Origin of the sequence: Enterovibrio sp. FF113 (assembly GCF_041439165.1) — a bacterium.
Taxonomy (GTDB): Bacteria; Pseudomonadota; Gammaproteobacteria; order Enterobacterales; family Vibrionaceae; genus Enterovibrio; species Enterovibrio norvegicus_A.
In genome coordinates, this window is record NZ_JBGONO010000012.1 from 81,619 (window position 1) to 96,965 (window position 15,347).

Below are 15,347 nucleotides of genomic sequence, written 5' to 3' on the forward strand. Positions count from 1 at the left end.
TTTTTCCAAAAATAATCGCGACTTTTTCTTCTTCTCGACCCGAAAGATAATGCCAATAAATGGGATATCGCTAAGGAAGGTGTTCCAACGCCAGGTAATCATGGCTCTGCATCTCTTTTAAACGCGAACAACAGCGTTTAAATTCGAAAGACAACCTGTCGCCGACATACAGTGATGACAGGGCGACTTCCGCAGAAATGATCAGTTTCACGTGCCTTTCGTAAAATTCATCGATCATGGCAATAAATCGCCTCGCTGCATCATCTTTTTCCGCCCCCATTTGAGGAACATTGGCCAAAAGCACCGTGTGATAAAGCCGGGCAAGCTCAATATAGTCAGACTGGCTTCTTGGGCTGTCACACAAAGTGACAAAATCAAAATGCACCACCCCCTCCGCTTCCCTCACTGCATGCAATTGTCGATGATTGATCTCAATGTCATGAGCATCAAAGCAAGGCTCTGTCGCCAATTGATAAAAGTAGTCTTTCAAATTGGCATTGGCCGCATCGTCCAATGGGGAGTGATAGATTTCCGCCTGCTCCAATGTTCGTAAGCGATAATCTGTCCCCGCATCAACATTAACAACATCGCAGTGTTGATTAATTAACGCTATAGCAGGAAGAAAACGAGCACGCTGTAATCCATTACGATACAACTCATTTGGGATGATGTTTGATGTGGCAACTAAACAAATACCACGTTCAAATAGTGCTTCAAGCAACGTACCGAGGATCATGGCATCAGTGATGTCTGAAACAAAAAACTCATCGAAACAAAGGATATGCGCTTCGTCTGCTAACTTGTCTGCAATTTTCAGTAACGGGTCTTGCTCACCATCAAGGCCTCTTAATTCATCGTGTATGCGATGCATAAATCGATGAAAGTGCATCCGCTGCTTTTTCTCAAACGGCAAGCTTTCAAAAAACGTATCAACCAAATACGTTTTGCCTCGCCCAACACCCCCCCAAAAGTACAACCCACGCTCTGGGCGCGGTTTATTCTCTGTCTTTTTGAAAATAGACTGTAAAAGACTCGGCTTTTGTGCAGGCGCATTGGCACGCGCAATAAGGCGATGATACAAATCATCCAGCATCGTTACCGCTTGCTTTTGCGAAGCATCCTCGAAAAAATCTGGCCGCTGTAAATCGTGACTGTATTGCTCTAAAGGCGTCATTCCCTGAACCTAACCCTTACTGGTGACAATAATAATGTTCTCAAAATCAATAGTACCACGCGTAACTTTTGCCATGTATAGTAAAACCTGAACATTAAGGGGTATGCCACTTCCTAATTACTCCCCGCTAGACGGTGAGAATTGCATTACATTCAATTTGTTACGGAAAGCTAAGGAGCGCTTATGGCTTGGATAAACACACTTGTTTTTGTGATCATCGGTGTCGTGATTGGCTTCATCATCGCCCGTTTAACGATGCGCGATAACACACAACAAAAAGATTTAAAGAAAGAGCTCGAAAAATCACGTTACGAGCTTGAGCAGTATCGCCAAGAGTTGGTTGATCACTTTGCCCAAAGCGCTGAATTACTCGATAACATTTCCCGTGATTACAGTAAGCTTTATCAGCACATGGCGACCACTTCAGCGGAATTGATGCCTAACTTGCCAGAGCAAGACAATCCCTTTGCCAAGCGTATCAGTAACCTGTCAGAAGTCATTGACGATACGGCGTCAACACAAGAGCCACCTCGTGACTATTCAGATGGTGCTTCTGGTTTACTCAAAGATGCTGAAAAAACAAGCAAAGCGAGTTAAGTAGATCACAGATCTACCATACAAAGGCATTGAACTTTTTTGAACCATCCCCACTCTTAAAACGTACCTATAAGGGGAGTGTGGATATGAAGAAAACATCTTTGCTTACGCTAAGTGCAGTCGCGCTAGCGTTTAGTACAACTTTTACAGCCTTGCCAGCAACAGCAACATTACCTGTCGCTATTGCTGGCGAGAGCCTGCCAAGCCTTGCGCCTATGCTAGAAACTGTCAGCCCTGCTGTTGTCAGTATTTCTGTCGAAGGTAGCCATGTTTCAAAACAACGCATCCCTGAATCTTTTCGCTTTTTCTTTGGTCCTGAGTTCGATGCAGAGCAAACCAGAGAAAGACCTTTTCGCGGTTTAGGTTCGGGCGTCATTATAGATGCCGATAAAGGGTATGTGATCACTAACCATCACGTTATCGATGGTGCCAATAAGATTTTGGTGCAACTTCATGATGGCCGCGAATACGACGCAGAGCTGATTGGCAGCGACAGCATGTCAGATGTGGCACTGTTAAAGCTTGAAAAAGCGGACAACCTGACACAAATCAAACTGTCTGACTCCGACGGACTGCGTGTTGGCGATTTTGCGATTGCAATCGGCAACCCGTTTGGACTCGGCCAAACTGTCACTTCTGGCATTATTTCTGCGCTAGGTCGTAGTGGTTTAAACCTCGAGAACTTTGAGAACTTCATTCAAACTGACGCCGCTATCAATAGCGGTAACTCAGGCGGAGCACTGGTTAATCTCAACGGTGAATTGATTGGTATCAATACCGCTATCCTTGGCCCGAATGGTGGTAACGTCGGTATCGGTTTTGCCATTCCGGTCAATATGGTGAAAAACCTCTCTGATCAAATTCTTGAGTTTGGCGAAGTCAAACGCGGCGTACTTGGGGTTCAAGGTGGCGAACTGACGTCTGAACTTGCAGAAGCGTTTGGGTATGAAACCAATCACGGCGCATTTGTCAGCCAAGTGGTACCCGATTCAGCGGCAGAAAAAGCTGGCATTGAAGCCGGCGATATCATTGTATCGGTTAACGGTAAAGATATTCGCACCTTCGGTGAACTGCGCGCTAAAGTAGCGACACTGGGTGCGGGTAAAAAAGTAAAATTGGGTATCATTCGTGACGGCAAAGAGAAAACCGTCACTGCTGAGCTAAAAGAAGCCGCACTAGCCAAAACCAATGCAGAAACCCTTCATGAAGCGTTAAAAGGCGCCAAGCTTGAAAATTATTCAGAAGGAAAAATCAATGGTGTACGTGTTGCCAGTGTTGATAAAGATTCTGTTGCGGCGCGCTATGGCATGAAAGAAGGTGACATTATTGTTGGCCTAAATCGTGACAAAGTGAAAAACCTTGGTGATCTACGCAAACAGCTTGAAGACAAACCTAACGTCCTCGCGTTAAACATTGTGCGTGATGGCTCAACCATGTATTTAGTTATCCGTTAAGTAATTCATCGCAAAAACAGGAGCCTGTCCCGCTAAGGCTCCTGTTTCTTCCCGACCCAATCCCTACTCTTATTGCTGTTTCAATGGTATGCTCGTCGTTTTTCAATGATGGTCATTTAGGGAGTAGCATGCTGGCTTTTCTGGCACGTTCTGTAGTTTACGGCACCTTAGTCGCCGTCGTTTTGCTGCTTGCCCTTCCATCGTTACGAACCGGCCAATTGGTTTCTGATGTCGCCTTGGCACAGTTTGAAACCGATACTTCATTGCTTTCTTATAACTATGCCGTCCGCCGAGCCTCTCCTGCTGTCGTCAATATTTACACTCGCCGCTACAGCAGTGAAAACCGACTTCAGCTCAACGCTGAGGGTTTAGGCTCTGGCGTGATCATGAGTGACAAAGGCTATATCGTCACCAACTACCACGTTGTTGCACGCGCTGATCAAATTATCGTGGCCTTGCAAGACGGACGGATCAGCACGGCACAGCTCGTTGGTAAAGATCAACGCACCGATCTTGCCGTGGTGAAAATCGATCCAGATAGCTTACCCGTGATTCCCTTTAACGATAGTTATGAACCCGCGGTTGGCGACGTCGTGTTAGCAATAGGCAACCCTTATAACCTCGGACAAACCACCACCTTCGGGATTATTTCTGCTACGGGTCGCCCCGGTATGAGCTTTAATCGTCAGCAAGATTTTCTGCAAACAGATGCGGCTATCAACAAAGGAAACTCTGGTGGCGCATTGGTGAATAGCAGAGGGGAATTAGTCGGCATCAATACCGCCTCATTCCAACAAGCAACAGACACGGATACCTACGGCATTTCCTTTGCGATCCCCTATTCCCTGACAGTCAAGGTGATGCAAAAACTGATTGCTGATGGACGGGTGATCCGCGGCTATATCGGCGTTGAAGGACGAGAAGTGAATCCCGTGATGGCGCGACTATTAGACGCGGAGCAATTGCGTGGTGTGCTTATCGCAAGCACTGAGCCCAATGGCCCTGCAGATCGCTCTGGGCTTAAGGTAAATGATTTGATCATCGAGATTGATAATCTACCCATCAGCAGTTTTCGTAGTGCACTCGATGTTGTTGCTGACAACCGTCCCGGAACCAAGGTCCCGTTTAAGGTTATTCGAGAAGGCGAACCTCAAGAGATCATCGTCACTATCGGTGAAGAGCCGACGCAATAACCCTGTTATCTCTTTGATCTCTGGTTGGGCTTTTTTCAAATTAAGCATGATTTACAGCAACAAAAAAGGTCACCCCTGGGTGACCTTTTGCGTTTAGCCTGTTAGCAATTAGCCATTGATAATTAATGGTTAGTCGCTGAAGCGCTCAATCTGAACACCCAACTTCTGCAGTTTGTCTTCGATGTGCTCATAGCCACGATCGATATGGTAGATACGATCAACAACCGTCTCACCCGTTGCAATCGCACCGGCAAGCACCAAACTCGCTGATGCACGAAGATCAGTTGCCATCACTTGCGCACCACTTAAACCATCGCAATCACCGCAAACTACCGTGTTGCCTTCAATCTCAGCGTGTGCACCCATACGCTGTAATTCAGGTACGTGCATAAAGCGATTTTCGAAGATGGTTTCCGTAATAATGCCTGTTCCTTTTGCCATCAAATTGAGCAAAGTGAACTGTGCTTGCATATCGGTTGGGAAGCCAGGATGCGGCGCTGTGCGGATATTTACCGCTTTCAGTTCGCGATCCGTCATATCAAGCGAGATCCAATCATCACCCGTTTCTACTAGCGCACCCGATTCTTCGAGCTTAGCCAATACAGCTTCAAGCAATTTAGGTGACGTATTGCGGCACAATACTTTGCCACCCGATACTGCAGCACCAACAAGGAACGTGCCCGTTTCGATACGGTCAGCAACCACTTCGTGGTAACCACCACCTAGGCGTTCAACACCTTCGATAGTAATGGCATCAGTACCTGCCCCTGTAATTTTCGCACCTAAAGTGTTGAGGAATTTTGCACAATCAACAATTTCAGGCTCACGTGCTGCATTCTCGATAACCGTCGTACCTTCAGCAAGTGTTGCTGCTGACATAATAGTGACAGTTGCGCCAACGCTGACTTTATCCATCACAATATGGGCACCTTTAAGGCGACCATCAACGTGGGCTTTTACATAGCCTTCATCAAGCGTGATGGTTGCACCAAGTTGCTCTAAACCATGAATGTGTAAATCAACCGGACGCGCACCAATAGCGCAACCACCTGGCAAAGACACTTGGCCTTGACCAAATCGCGCGACCAGAGGGCCAAGCGCCCAAATAGATGCGCGCATGGTCTTAACCAGATCATACGGCGCGCAGTATTCAGTAATATTGCTAGCATCAACATGGACTGAACCATTGCGTGACACTTTCGCCCCTAGGCGGGATAGCAACTCCATCGAGGTATCGATATCGCGCAGTTTAGGGACGTTAGCAACTTCTACCGGCTCTTCAGCCAATAGAGCAGCAAATAAAATAGGCAATGCGGCGTTTTTAGCACCTGATATTGTGACTTCACCACGCAGTGGGCCACCACCGTGGACACGGAATTTTTGCATGCTGTTCCTCGTGGATTTATAGCGGTTGCATCAGTTTCTTGTCGCGAGCCCATTCAGTCGGGGTCAGCGCTTTGATGCTAAGAGCATGGATAGCATTTGTTCTAATGTGTTCCATCAACGGCCCATAGATGGTCTGTTGTTTTTTGACGCGTGACATACCGTCAAAGATGTCACCGACAGCAATAACTTCGAAGTGACTTCCGTCGCCTTTTACATGCAGTTCATCTAAAGATAAGGCGCCTTCGAGCATCGCTTTAATTTCTGTTGGTTCCACAATTATTCCTCGTGAACCGATGAGGTATCATCAGTAAAAAAACGTTCTACATTGCTCAGTTGTAACAGCACTTTCAATTGTGAAGGGATGTTACTTAATGCCAGCGTTTGCTGGTTAATCTTGAGCTGCTGTTGTAGGTGCAACAACATTGCCATTCCGGCCGAATCAACGCGCTTTACCGAAGACAAATCTAGGACGATATGCGAGTCTTTCGGCAACCAGTCGGTGCGGCGGCTCCAAAATGGAGGAACTGTGTCACGATCAAGCTCTCCTGACAAGCAGTAATCACCATTTATGCGCCTTTCAAACGCCAGTGATTCACTCACGATTCACTCTCGTCTTTGGTGATTGGAGCCTTGGCTCGCTCAGTCAGTTCTTTCGCAACAGCATCGATACCATTTCTGCGCAATTGACCACTCCATTCACTGGATTTAGTGTCCAACATGCTGACGCCTTCCACCTGCACATCAAAGCCCTGCCATTGCTCGGTTTTTCGATTCTTACGCAGCTTAAAATCCAAGCGAATAGGTGGGCGGGCAGCATCAACAATGTCTACGCGCACAGAAACCACCGTGCGATTCTCTGCAATGGATTTTGACGGCTCCACGTTCACGACTTGATCAGTATATTGGGTCAGTATTTGCGCATAAGATGCGACCAAATAATCGTAGAATGCATCCGTAAACTGATCGCGTTGTTCCTTACTCGCTTTTCTAGCCTGTGGCCCTAATACTTTCAGTGCCGCATAGCGCGCATTGATATAAGGCATTAACTCCTCTTCTACCACCACACGAAGCAACTCAGGATTTTCCTGATAGATCTCTTTATCTTTCTTTAACCGACTAAAAGCGTTCTCTGCTACGCCATCGATCAGTACATAGGGGTTTGTGGCATCTACTGTCGCTGCCACAGACAGCGACGGCAACATCATACTGATTGCTGCAAACACCAAAGCTATCCATTTTTTCATTATTGATTACTCCTTCGAGTCCCCGACGCTATACAAGAATTGACCAATCAAATCTTCTAACACCATTGCTGAACGGGTGTCTTCCAGTAAATCGCCGTCTTGAAGTAGCTCAATGTCTTCATCAAGAAAACCAGGACGGATACCGATGTATTGCTCTCCCAGCAGACCTGAGGTCAAAATTGCTGCGGAGCTTGTTTCTGGAAAAAAGCCGTATTGGCGATCAATTTCCATCGTCACCGACGGCACGTAATCTGGCACTGTCAGAGCAATATTACTAACACGACCGACCACAACGCCCCCCACTTTCACAGGAGAACGCACCTTTAAACCACCAATATTGTCGAAATGTGCTTCCAAACGATAGCTGTCGCCACGAGAAAAACTCTTCACATCAGCCACTTGAAAAATAAGCAGCATCACTGCGATGATCCCAACAATCACGAACGTGCCGACCCAAAATTCTGTTTTACGATTTTGTTGCATTTACTTAGCTCCCAAACATCAGTGCTGTAAGGATAAAATCCAACCCCAACACTGCTAAAGACGAATGCACGACAGTACGTGTCGTTGCTCGGCTGATCCCTTCTGAAGTGGGGATCGCATCGTAGCCGTTGAAAAGAGCAATCCAGGTGACCGTAATGGCAAACACCAAACTCTTAATGAAAGACTGGCCAATGTCATAGCCTAACTCGACTGAAGACTGCATGACGGACCAGTAGCTGCCGTAATCAATCCCTTTCCAATCAACACCGACAAGCTGACCACCCCAAATACCGACAATCATGAAGATCATGGTCAGTAGCGGCATAGAAATCACACCTGCCCAAAAACGCGGTGCAATGACACGGCGCAACGGATCCACTGCCATCATTTCCAAACTAGAAAGTTGTTCAGTGGTTTTCATCAAACCAATTTCAGCGGTCAACGCCGAACCGGCACGACCCGCAAACAAAAGCGCGGTGACAACAGGTCCTAATTCTCGCAATAAAGACAGTGCAACCATTTGTCCCAAAGAACTTTCAGCGCCAAAGCCGGCCAAAACCAGATAGCCTTGCAAGCTCAAAACCATGCCAATGAACAAACCAGACACCATAATGATCGCGAGTGAACGTACACCAACGGAATAGAGCTGAGTGATTAATAGCGGGAACATTTTCTTGGGTTGCGGCTTGCCAATTAACGCCCCCATTAAAACAAAGGTGGCACGCCCCATTGTCCGAGACACGGACATAACGCGGGCGCCAAGATCTTGGACCATATTAACGATCACGAAAACAGCTCCTGTGTGATGTCTTTGGCGGGATACCGAAATGGCACAGGGCCATCTGCATCGCCTTTAAGAAATTGACTAACCCTCGGGTCCGGATTGTCACGTAATGATTGCGGTGATCCTGATGCGATAATTTTGCCATCAGTGAGCAAATAGACATGATCAGCAATGCTCATTACCTCAGGTACATCATGCGACACCACTATCGCCGTAAGACCTAACGCTTGATTGAGATTGCGAATCAGAGAGACCAACACGCCCATAGTGATCGGATCTTGCCCAACAAAAGGCTCATCAAACATGATCATTTCTGGGTCAAGCGCAATCGCGCGCGCCAACGCGGCACGTCTCGCCATGCCGCCAGACAAACTGCTCGGCATCAAATCTGCCGCCCCTCGAAGCCCCACAGCCTCTAGCTTAAGTAAGACGATGGTTTTAATAAGCGCTTCAGATAGTTCTGTATGCTCTCGCAAAGGGAAAGCAACATTATCAAAAACGGTCATATCCGTGAACAGTGCGCCAGATTGAAACAGCATGCTCATGCGCTTTCGAACGTCATACAATTTGCGACGTGAAAGGGTCGGAATATCATGTCCAGCAAACTCGATAGTGCCGCGATCAGGCGGTAACTGGCCGCCAATCAAACGGAGTAATGTGGTTTTACCTATTCCGGATGGGCCCATGATTGCTGTGATTTTGCCGACGGGTACGGTCAAGCTCACATCATCAAATATCACCCGATCGCCACGGGAGAAGGACAGGCTATTGATTTCCACTAAGTTATTTGTACTCATCGACGGCCTTTGATAATAACGTCCTTGAATATTAAGTGCCCGATCATAGAGTTAACGGTATTGCAAAACAAGTAATTGAACAGTATTCATTTGTGATTTCTCAGTAAGAAAACTATCAATTTCCGCGCAAACACTGTCTTTTTATGTATGCATCACGTTGAATCAAGATCACTTCTTTAATCAGGCTAGAAAACTCCTCCCCACTACGCGCTGATAAAGACAGACTTTCCCCCAAGAATGTGACCTAACCTGCCTTAATTACTTGGCTCGTCACCCCTTCATTAGCCTTTAACACTTAAGCCTGTCGCAACTATCACGCCGTTTTCCTTCACATTTACTCAATTAGCAGTCAAAATTGCTTTTTGATTCATCCGCACTATTTCTGATCAAAGGTAATTAAATGTTTGAAGCGACCGCCATTCTCGTCGTTGGACTGTGTTTGTTAGTATGGAGTGCTGACAGGCTGGTCTACGGTGCAGCCGCTATAGCCCGTAATGTTGGGATTTCACCGCTAGTCATCGGTATGACTATTCTTGCGATGGGCAGCTCAGCCCCTGAAATGGTGGTGTCAGCAACTGCGGCTCTTAGTGGTAAAACCGACACGGCAGTGGGCAACGTTCTTGGTTCGAACATCGCTAATATTGCTTTGATTTTAGGCGTAACTGCGCTTATCAAGCCACTTGCTATCAGTTCGGGAATCCTTCGCCGCGAATTGCCATTGATGCTTGCCGTTACCTTGGTCGCCGGCGCCATGCTATGGGATAATTACCTTGGCTACTTTGAAGGCATCGCGCTCGCCGTTATGTTTGTCATTTTCCTACTTATCATGATGAAATTTGGTAAAGAGAGTGACAAAGAAGACCCTATGCTTACAGAACAAGAAGCAGAGATCCCTCAAGGGGTAAGCAATGTTTCCGCTGGTATATGGGTTGTTATCGGGCTGGCACTACTTATTTTCAGCGCCGACATGGTCGTAGGCTCAGCCGTGATTATCGCTAAGTCATTCGGTATGAGTGATCTGGTCATCGGTCTAACCATTGTCGCTGTAGGTACAAGCCTTCCTGAACTCGCCGCTTCTGTCGCTGGCGTATTGAAAGGTGAAGACGATCTGGCGGTGGGTAACATCATCGGCTCAAACATCTTCAATATTCTTGCCGTCATGGGCATCCCAGCGATTCTGGCACCATCATCCCTTAACCCACTTGCGATGGAACGTGACTTCTATGTCATGCTCGCCCTCTCTGTATTGCTATTTTTGTTTGCTGCAGGCAAAAACAGAATCATCAGACGCTGGGAAGGTATCGTGCTGTTGATTTGTTTCGTCGGCTATCAAGGCTACTTGCTCACTAACTTTGCATCCTGATCGGATTACCTATGACTGATTTTGATTTTTGCCAAGCAGGCATCACCACACTAAAAATCGAACTGGATGCCATTGCTCAATTGGAGCAATACATCAACCAAGATTTCGAACAAGCTTGTCAGCTGATTCAAAGTGCTACAGGTAAGGTCGTTGTCATGGGGATGGGCAAATCTGGTCACATTGGCAATAAAATCGCGGCGACGCTGGCAAGTACCGGTACGCCGTCCTTTTTTGTGCACCCTGGTGAAGCCAGTCATGGCGATCTTGGCATGATCGAAAAAGGCGATGTGGTGTTAGCAATATCAAACTCAGGGGAAGCAGCGGAGATCATTACGTTGCTGCCCGTCGTTAAACGTCGTGGCATTTCACTGATCACCATGACGGGCAACCCATCATCAACCATGGCGCGTTTGGCACAAGTTAACCTTTGTATCAAAGTACCAAAAGAAGCCTGCCCTATTGGCCTTGCACCAACCTCGAGCACCACGGCGACATTGGTGATGGGTGATGCACTCGCTATTGCGCTAATGCAAGCCAAAGGCTTTACTGCCGATGACTTTGCTCTGTCTCATCCCGGTGGCGCACTTGGTAGAAAACTGCTGCTGCGCATTTCTGATGTGATGCACTCCGGTGATGCGCTACCGACGGTCATACCCGATGCTACCGTTCGCGATGCCCTGCTCGAGATATCTGCCAAAGGGCTAGGTATGACAGCCATTGTGGAGCATGATGGTGCGCTATGCGGTATTTTCACTGACGGTGATTTACGCCGCTTACTCGACCAACGCTTGGATTTACACACCACACGCATTGGCGATGTGATGGGTCAAAACCCACAGTCTGTCAGTGCCGACTTACTGGCGGCTGAAGGCCTTAAGCAAATGGAAGAGAAAAAGATCAATGGTTTGCTGGTCACTGAAAACGGCAAGCTGATTGGCGCGCTAAATATGCACGACCTGCTTAAAGCTGGAGTCATGTAATGCATACTGAGACCGAAACGCTATACGGCCCCGTTCCCACCCGCATCGTCGAACGTGCGGCATCGATAAAGCTGCTGATCTGCGATGTGGATGGTGTGTTCTCTGATGGACGCATCTATATGGGTAACGACGGTGAGGAGCTTAAAACGTTCCACACCCGAGACGGCTACGGCATCAAAGCACTAATGAGCGCAGGTATCGACATCGCTATCATTACGGGCCGAAAGTCAGCCATCGTTGAACGACGCATGTCTGCCCTTGGTATCACCCACATTTATCAAGGCCAAGATGACAAGGCTTCGGCTTATCAAGATCTTGCGGCAAAGCTGGGTGTACCTGCCGAGCAAACGGCCTACATGGGTGACGATTTAATTGACTGGGCGGTCATGTCACAAGTGGGTCTGTCAGTCTGCGTCAATGACGGACACCCTTTGCTCGCACAACGTGCTGATTGGGTAACACGTATTCCAGGCGGCTACGGCGCGGTTCGTGAAGTGTGCGATCTTATCCTTGAAGCGCGAGGAGAGCTCGATGCGCATAAAGGACTGAGCATATGATGCTGCAACGTCTCGGTATGGTTGTACTGCTGGCGGTGTGCGGTTACACAGGCTATTACCTGTTGAACCAACACTACTGGCAAACCGAAGCACAAGTGGCTCCCGATGCTGAAAAACCCCTATTCACGGCGGAAGATGTGAAATCTACCTCCTACAACGAACAAGGTATTCGCAATTACACGCTGGACTCAACACATCTAGAGTATTATCAGCAAATTGACGAGACCCATTTTAATGAACCCGTCTTGTGGACTTATAAAGATGGCACTGCCGAAGAGTGGCGGATAAGCTCTGAGTTTGCTGTTCTTGAGAATAAGCACATTCTAGTGATGACAGGTCGCGTCAGGATCTTTAACCTGTTGCCAGACGCACAGATAAAAGTTGTCACCACAGAGAAACTCACCCTCAACCTTACCTCACATGATTTTTGGTCAGATACAGAAACCGAAATCACAGGAACAGGGCTTCAAACGAGTGGGCTCAGGGCGAAAGGCAATTTTGGCTCCCATCAGATGGAACTGATTGAACAAGTGAAGAGTAGGTATGAAGCAAAAACGAAATAAATTCTTTGCCGTCATTGTGATGCTAATTTCAAGCAGTGCTATGGCCTTGTCAACAGATGCTGAGCAGCCAATTTATATTGACTCCGACTCGCAAAACCTAGACATGACAACCAACACCGTGATTTTCACGGGCAATGTTTATCTCCGTCAAGGCTCTATTCGCCTGAACGCCGACAAAGTTGTGGTGACTCGTCCATCGGGTCAAGAAGGCGCTGAAATTATTGACGCTTATGGTAAGCCTGCGACCTTTGAACAAACGTTGGATGATGGCAAAAAGATAAACGGTGAAGCGCTCGATCTTCAGTACGAAACAGCAAAAAGCTTCCTGACGATGACCAACAGGGCCGTATTGACCCAAGAAGGTGGCAATCAGGTCGAAGGTCAAAAGATCACCTATAACATCGATAAACAGCTTTTGGTCGCAGAAAGTGATTCAAGCAGTCGCGTCACGACTGTACTGCAACCACAAACCAAACAAGATAAGAAATAAATCTGAATGGCCATACTCACCGCTAAAAATCTTGCGAAAAGCTATAACGGACGAAAAGTCGTTACTGATGTCAGCCTCGAAGTGAAATCTGGCGAAATTGTTGGCTTACTTGGCCCTAATGGCGCCGGTAAAACCACCTCTTTCTACATGATTGTTGGCCTAGTGGCCCGCGATGAAGGCACGATTCATATTGATGATCTCGACATCAGCATCCAGCCCATGCACAACCGCTCTCGCATGGGAATTGGCTATTTACCCCAAGAAGCCTCTATTTTTCGTAAGCTCAGTGTTTACGATAATTTGATGGCGGTATTGCAAACCCGTTCAGATTTATCAAAAGAAGAGAAACAAGACAAAGCTGAGGACTTACTCGATGAGTTCAACATCCAACATATCCGAAACAGCATGGGTATGGCATTGTCCGGTGGTGAACGTCGCCGTGTGGAAATCGCCCGAGCACTCGCGGCAAACCCAAAATTTATTCTTCTTGATGAACCATTTGCGGGTGTTGACCCCATTTCGGTTATTGATATCAAAAAAATCATTGAACATCTTCGAGACCGTGGCTTAGGTGTCTTAATTACGGACCACAACGTACGTGAAACGCTCAGTGTGTGTGAGCACGCCTATATTGTGAGTCAAGGACACTTGATTGCGCATGGTACTCCTGATGAAGTGCTCAACGATGAGCATGTAAAACGAGTCTATCTCGGAGACCAGTTCAGGCTATAGTTATAGAGTTCGGTTGGCGAACCGCTCCAAATATATGCACTAATAATAAAATTAGGAAAGGTGCCAGAATCAGTATGAAACCCTCGCTTCAGCTTAAGCTTGGCCAACAACTTGCGATGACGCCGCAGTTGCAACAGGCGATCCGCCTATTGCAGTTGTCGACGCTCGATCTGCAACAAGAAATCCAAGAAGCATTGGAAGCTAACCCTCTCCTAGAGCAGGACGAGTCGACGGATAGCGAAGACGGTGAGGGTGAAGAGACGTTTAACGGTGATGACAACACAAGCGCCACTGCCGACAGTCAACAAGACACGCTCGATAGCTCTGATGCCATGGAACAACAGGAAATGCCCGAAGATCTTCCTGTTGATACAACATGGGATGACATGTACAGCGCCAACACCGGCAGTACAGGTATTTCCCTCGGTGATGACATACCTGTCTATCAGGGAGAAACCACCGAAACCCTGCACGATTACCTCACTTGGCAAGTCCAGCTCACACCATTTTCTGAAGTCGACCTCGCAATCGCTACGGCTATCATTGATGCAGTCGATGATAAAGGCTACCTCACCGTAACTTGCGAAGACATCTTAGAGAGCATGGGCGCTGAAGATGACGACATTGAATTAGATGAAGTTGAAGCCGTTCTTAAACGCGTTCAGCAATTCGACCCTCTCGGTGTCGCATCCCGATCTTTGCAAGAGTGTCTGCTGCTCCAACTCGCCGCCTTTGCGGAAGATACGCCATGGCTTGCTGAAGCCCGTATGGTGCTAAAAGGCCACATGAACGCGTTGGCTAATCGCGATTTCCGGCTGATAATGAAAGAAAGTAAACTTCGCGAGCCCGAGCTCAAAGAAGTGATGCAACTCATTCACACGCTTGAGCCTCGCCCTGGCAACCTCATTGTGACCAATGAAGCGGAATATGTGATCCCAGATGTGTCTGTGATCAAAGATCGTGGCAAGTGGATGGTTAACATCAACCCTGACAGCGTGCCTCGTCTAAAGGTGAATCAGCAATACGCCGCGCTCACCAAAAATGGCTGTAGTGCAGCAGATAGCCAATTTATTCGCAGCCACTTACAAGATGCTAAGTGGTTGATAAAAAGCTTAGAAAGTCGAAATGAAACCTTGCTCAAAGTGGCACGATGCATCGTTGAGCATCAGCAAGATTTCTTTGAATTCGGCGAAGAAGCGATGAAGCCAATGGTACTAAACGATATCGCCATGGCAGTGGAAATGCATGAATCCACCATCTCTCGGGTGACGACCCAAAAATACATGCATACCCCTAGGGGCATTTTTGAACTGAAATACTTCTTCTCGAGCCATGTCAGTACTGACAATGGCGGTGAATGCAGCTCTACGGCAATTCGTGCATTGGTCAAAAAGTTGGTAGCCGCCGAAAATCAGGCAAAACCACTTAGCGACAGCAAGATTGCCACACTGCTGGCGGAGCAAGGGATCCAGGTCGCAAGGCGAACAATCGCCAAATATCGCGAGTCTCTGGGTATTGCCCCGTCAAATCAGCGTAAACGCCTTATCTAG

18 protein-coding genes are annotated in these 15,347 nt (G+C 47.5%); 10 read left to right on the forward strand and 8 right to left on the reverse strand.

Annotated elements, in window-relative coordinates:
- Nucleotides 1-70 precede the first annotated feature (70 nt).
- Complete coding sequence (zapE, locus tag ACED36_RS11450; RefSeq protein WP_016960772.1) at nt 71-1,174, reverse strand: cell division protein ZapE; 1,104 nt, start codon at nt 1,172-1,174, stop codon at nt 71-73.
- A 183-nt stretch (nt 1,175-1,357) separates the two neighbouring features.
- On the opposite strand from zapE, the gene zapG reads away from it, so the two are divergent.
- The 3 genes from zapG to degS all read left to right on the forward strand — a co-directional run bounded on the left by zapG (nt 1,358) and on the right by degS (nt 4,418).
- The gene (zapG, locus tag ACED36_RS11455) at nt 1,358-1,771 is read left to right on the forward strand and encodes a Z-ring associated protein ZapG (protein WP_016960773.1); all 414 of its coding nucleotides are present in this window, start codon (nt 1,358-1,360) and stop codon (nt 1,769-1,771) included.
- Between the two features lie 86 nt (nt 1,772-1,857).
- The gene (locus tag ACED36_RS11460) at nt 1,858-3,225 is read left to right on the forward strand and encodes a Do family serine endopeptidase (RefSeq protein WP_016960774.1); all 1,368 of its coding nucleotides are present in this window, start codon (nt 1,858-1,860) and stop codon (nt 3,223-3,225) included.
- 128 nt (nt 3,226-3,353) lie between these two features.
- A complete protein-coding gene (gene degS / locus ACED36_RS11465) occupies nt 3,354-4,418 on the forward strand; it encodes an outer membrane-stress sensor serine endopeptidase DegS (RefSeq protein WP_016960775.1) in 1,065 nt (354 codons plus the stop codon).
- A 129-nt stretch (nt 4,419-4,547) separates the two neighbouring features.
- On the opposite strand, the gene murA is transcribed toward degS, so the two are convergent.
- Genes murA through mlaF form a run of 7 tightly spaced genes read right to left on the reverse strand, consistent with a single transcriptional unit; the run spans nt 4,548 to nt 9,112 of the window.
- A complete protein-coding gene (gene murA, locus ACED36_RS11470) occupies nt 4,548-5,804 on the reverse strand; it encodes a UDP-N-acetylglucosamine 1-carboxyvinyltransferase (protein WP_016960776.1) in 1,257 nt (418 codons plus the stop codon).
- A 16-nt stretch (nt 5,805-5,820) separates the two neighbouring features.
- Nucleotides 5,821-6,054 (reverse strand): BolA family protein, encoded by a 234-nt coding sequence (locus tag ACED36_RS11475; RefSeq protein ID WP_371733296.1) that lies wholly within the window; start codon nt 6,052-6,054, stop codon nt 5,821-5,823.
- Nucleotides 6,055-6,080: 26 nt separating this feature from the next.
- Nucleotides 6,081-6,404 carry a lipid asymmetry maintenance protein MlaB gene (locus ACED36_RS11480; RefSeq protein WP_016960778.1) on the reverse strand — a complete coding sequence of 108 codons (324 nt, stop codon included), beginning with the start codon at nt 6,402-6,404 and terminating at the stop codon, nt 6,081-6,083.
- The gene (gene mlaC / locus ACED36_RS11485; protein ID WP_016960779.1) at nt 6,401-7,048 is read right to left on the reverse strand and encodes a phospholipid-binding protein MlaC; all 648 of its coding nucleotides are present in this window, start codon (nt 7,046-7,048) and stop codon (nt 6,401-6,403) included. The genes ACED36_RS11480 and mlaC overlap by 4 nt, the downstream gene beginning before the upstream one ends.
- 6 nt (nt 7,049-7,054) lie before the next feature.
- Nucleotides 7,055-7,531: an outer membrane lipid asymmetry maintenance protein MlaD gene (gene mlaD, locus ACED36_RS11490; protein ID WP_016960780.1), complete on the reverse strand. Its 477-nt coding sequence runs from the start codon at nt 7,529-7,531 to the stop codon at nt 7,055-7,057.
- 4 nt (nt 7,532-7,535) lie between these two features.
- Nucleotides 7,536-8,306, reverse strand: coding sequence for a lipid asymmetry maintenance ABC transporter permease subunit MlaE (gene mlaE / locus ACED36_RS11495; protein ID WP_198928352.1), 771 nt, complete (start codon nt 8,304-8,306; stop codon nt 7,536-7,538).
- Nucleotides 8,307-8,314: 8 nt separating this feature from the next.
- Nucleotides 8,315-9,112 (reverse strand): phospholipid ABC transporter ATP-binding protein MlaF, encoded by a 798-nt coding sequence (mlaF, locus tag ACED36_RS11500; RefSeq protein WP_017005097.1) that lies wholly within the window; start codon nt 9,110-9,112, stop codon nt 8,315-8,317.
- A gap of 400 nt (nt 9,113-9,512) precedes the next feature.
- Here mlaF and ACED36_RS11505 point away from each other — a divergent pair, with 400 nt between their 5' ends.
- The 7 genes from ACED36_RS11505 (at nt 9,513) to ACED36_RS11535 (ending at nt 15,347) form a co-directional block, all read left to right on the forward strand.
- The gene (locus tag ACED36_RS11505) at nt 9,513-10,475 is read left to right on the forward strand and encodes a calcium/sodium antiporter (protein ID WP_016960783.1); all 963 of its coding nucleotides are present in this window, start codon (nt 9,513-9,515) and stop codon (nt 10,473-10,475) included.
- 11 nt (nt 10,476-10,486) lie between these two features.
- The gene (locus ACED36_RS11510) at nt 10,487-11,455 is read left to right on the forward strand and encodes a KpsF/GutQ family sugar-phosphate isomerase (RefSeq protein ID WP_016960784.1); all 969 of its coding nucleotides are present in this window, start codon (nt 10,487-10,489) and stop codon (nt 11,453-11,455) included.
- Nucleotides 11,455-12,012, forward strand: a complete 558-nt coding sequence (gene kdsC, locus ACED36_RS11515) for a 3-deoxy-manno-octulosonate-8-phosphatase KdsC (protein ID WP_016960785.1) — start codon at nt 11,455-11,457, stop codon at nt 12,010-12,012. Before ACED36_RS11510 ends, kdsC begins: the two co-directional genes overlap by 1 nt.
- Nucleotides 12,009-12,575, forward strand: a complete 567-nt coding sequence (lptC, locus tag ACED36_RS11520; RefSeq protein WP_016960786.1) for an LPS export ABC transporter periplasmic protein LptC — start codon at nt 12,009-12,011, stop codon at nt 12,573-12,575. The genes kdsC and lptC overlap by 4 nt, the downstream gene beginning before the upstream one ends.
- Nucleotides 12,556-13,065, forward strand: a complete 510-nt coding sequence (gene lptA, locus ACED36_RS11525; RefSeq protein ID WP_016960787.1) for a lipopolysaccharide transport periplasmic protein LptA — start codon at nt 12,556-12,558, stop codon at nt 13,063-13,065. Before lptC ends, lptA begins: the two co-directional genes overlap by 20 nt.
- A gap of 6 nt (nt 13,066-13,071) precedes the next feature.
- Entirely contained in the window at nt 13,072-13,797 is a 726-nt protein-coding gene (gene lptB, locus ACED36_RS11530; protein WP_016960788.1) for an LPS export ABC transporter ATP-binding protein, read from the forward strand.
- A 74-nt stretch (nt 13,798-13,871) separates the two neighbouring features.
- Nucleotides 13,872-15,347 carry an RNA polymerase factor sigma-54 gene (locus ACED36_RS11535; RefSeq protein ID WP_016960789.1) on the forward strand — a complete coding sequence of 492 codons (1,476 nt, stop codon included), beginning with the start codon at nt 13,872-13,874 and terminating at the stop codon, nt 15,345-15,347.

Excerpts from the sequence above, each read along its gene's own strand:
- degS (WP_016960775.1), top strand. The coding sequence starts at position 3,354 with ATGCTGGCTTTTCTGGCACGTTCTGTAGTTTACGGCACCTTAGTCGCC.
- mlaF (WP_017005097.1), bottom strand. The coding sequence starts at position 9,112 with ATGAGTACAAATAACTTAGTGGAAATCAATAGCCTGTCCTTCTCCCGT.
- ACED36_RS11475 (WP_371733296.1), bottom strand. The coding sequence starts at position 6,054 with ATGCTCGAAGGCGCCTTATCTTTAGATGAACTGCATGTAAAAGGCGAC.
- zapE (WP_016960772.1), bottom strand. The coding sequence starts at position 1,174 with ATGACGCCTTTAGAGCAATACAGTCACGATTTACAGCGGCCAGATTTT.
- kdsC (WP_016960785.1), top strand. The coding sequence starts at position 11,455 with ATGCATACTGAGACCGAAACGCTATACGGCCCCGTTCCCACCCGCATC.
- lptC (WP_016960786.1), top strand. The coding sequence starts at position 12,009 with ATGATGCTGCAACGTCTCGGTATGGTTGTACTGCTGGCGGTGTGCGGT.
- ACED36_RS11460 (WP_016960774.1), top strand. The coding sequence starts at position 1,858 with ATGAAGAAAACATCTTTGCTTACGCTAAGTGCAGTCGCGCTAGCGTTT.
- zapG (WP_016960773.1), top strand. The coding sequence starts at position 1,358 with ATGGCTTGGATAAACACACTTGTTTTTGTGATCATCGGTGTCGTGATT.
- ACED36_RS11510 (WP_016960784.1), top strand. The coding sequence starts at position 10,487 with ATGACTGATTTTGATTTTTGCCAAGCAGGCATCACCACACTAAAAATC.
- ACED36_RS11505 (WP_016960783.1), top strand. The coding sequence starts at position 9,513 with ATGTTTGAAGCGACCGCCATTCTCGTCGTTGGACTGTGTTTGTTAGTA.
- mlaE (WP_198928352.1), bottom strand. The coding sequence starts at position 8,306 with ATGGTCCAAGATCTTGGCGCCCGCGTTATGTCCGTGTCTCGGACAATG.
- lptB (WP_016960788.1), top strand. The coding sequence starts at position 13,072 with ATGGCCATACTCACCGCTAAAAATCTTGCGAAAAGCTATAACGGACGA.
- murA (WP_016960776.1), bottom strand. The coding sequence starts at position 5,804 with ATGCAAAAATTCCGTGTCCACGGTGGTGGCCCACTGCGTGGTGAAGTC.
- mlaC (WP_016960779.1), bottom strand. The coding sequence starts at position 7,048 with ATGAAAAAATGGATAGCTTTGGTGTTTGCAGCAATCAGTATGATGTTG.
- lptA (WP_016960787.1), top strand. The coding sequence starts at position 12,556 with ATGAAGCAAAAACGAAATAAATTCTTTGCCGTCATTGTGATGCTAATT.
- ACED36_RS11535 (WP_016960789.1), top strand. The coding sequence starts at position 13,872 with ATGAAACCCTCGCTTCAGCTTAAGCTTGGCCAACAACTTGCGATGACG.
- mlaD (WP_016960780.1), bottom strand. The coding sequence starts at position 7,531 with ATGCAACAAAATCGTAAAACAGAATTTTGGGTCGGCACGTTCGTGATT.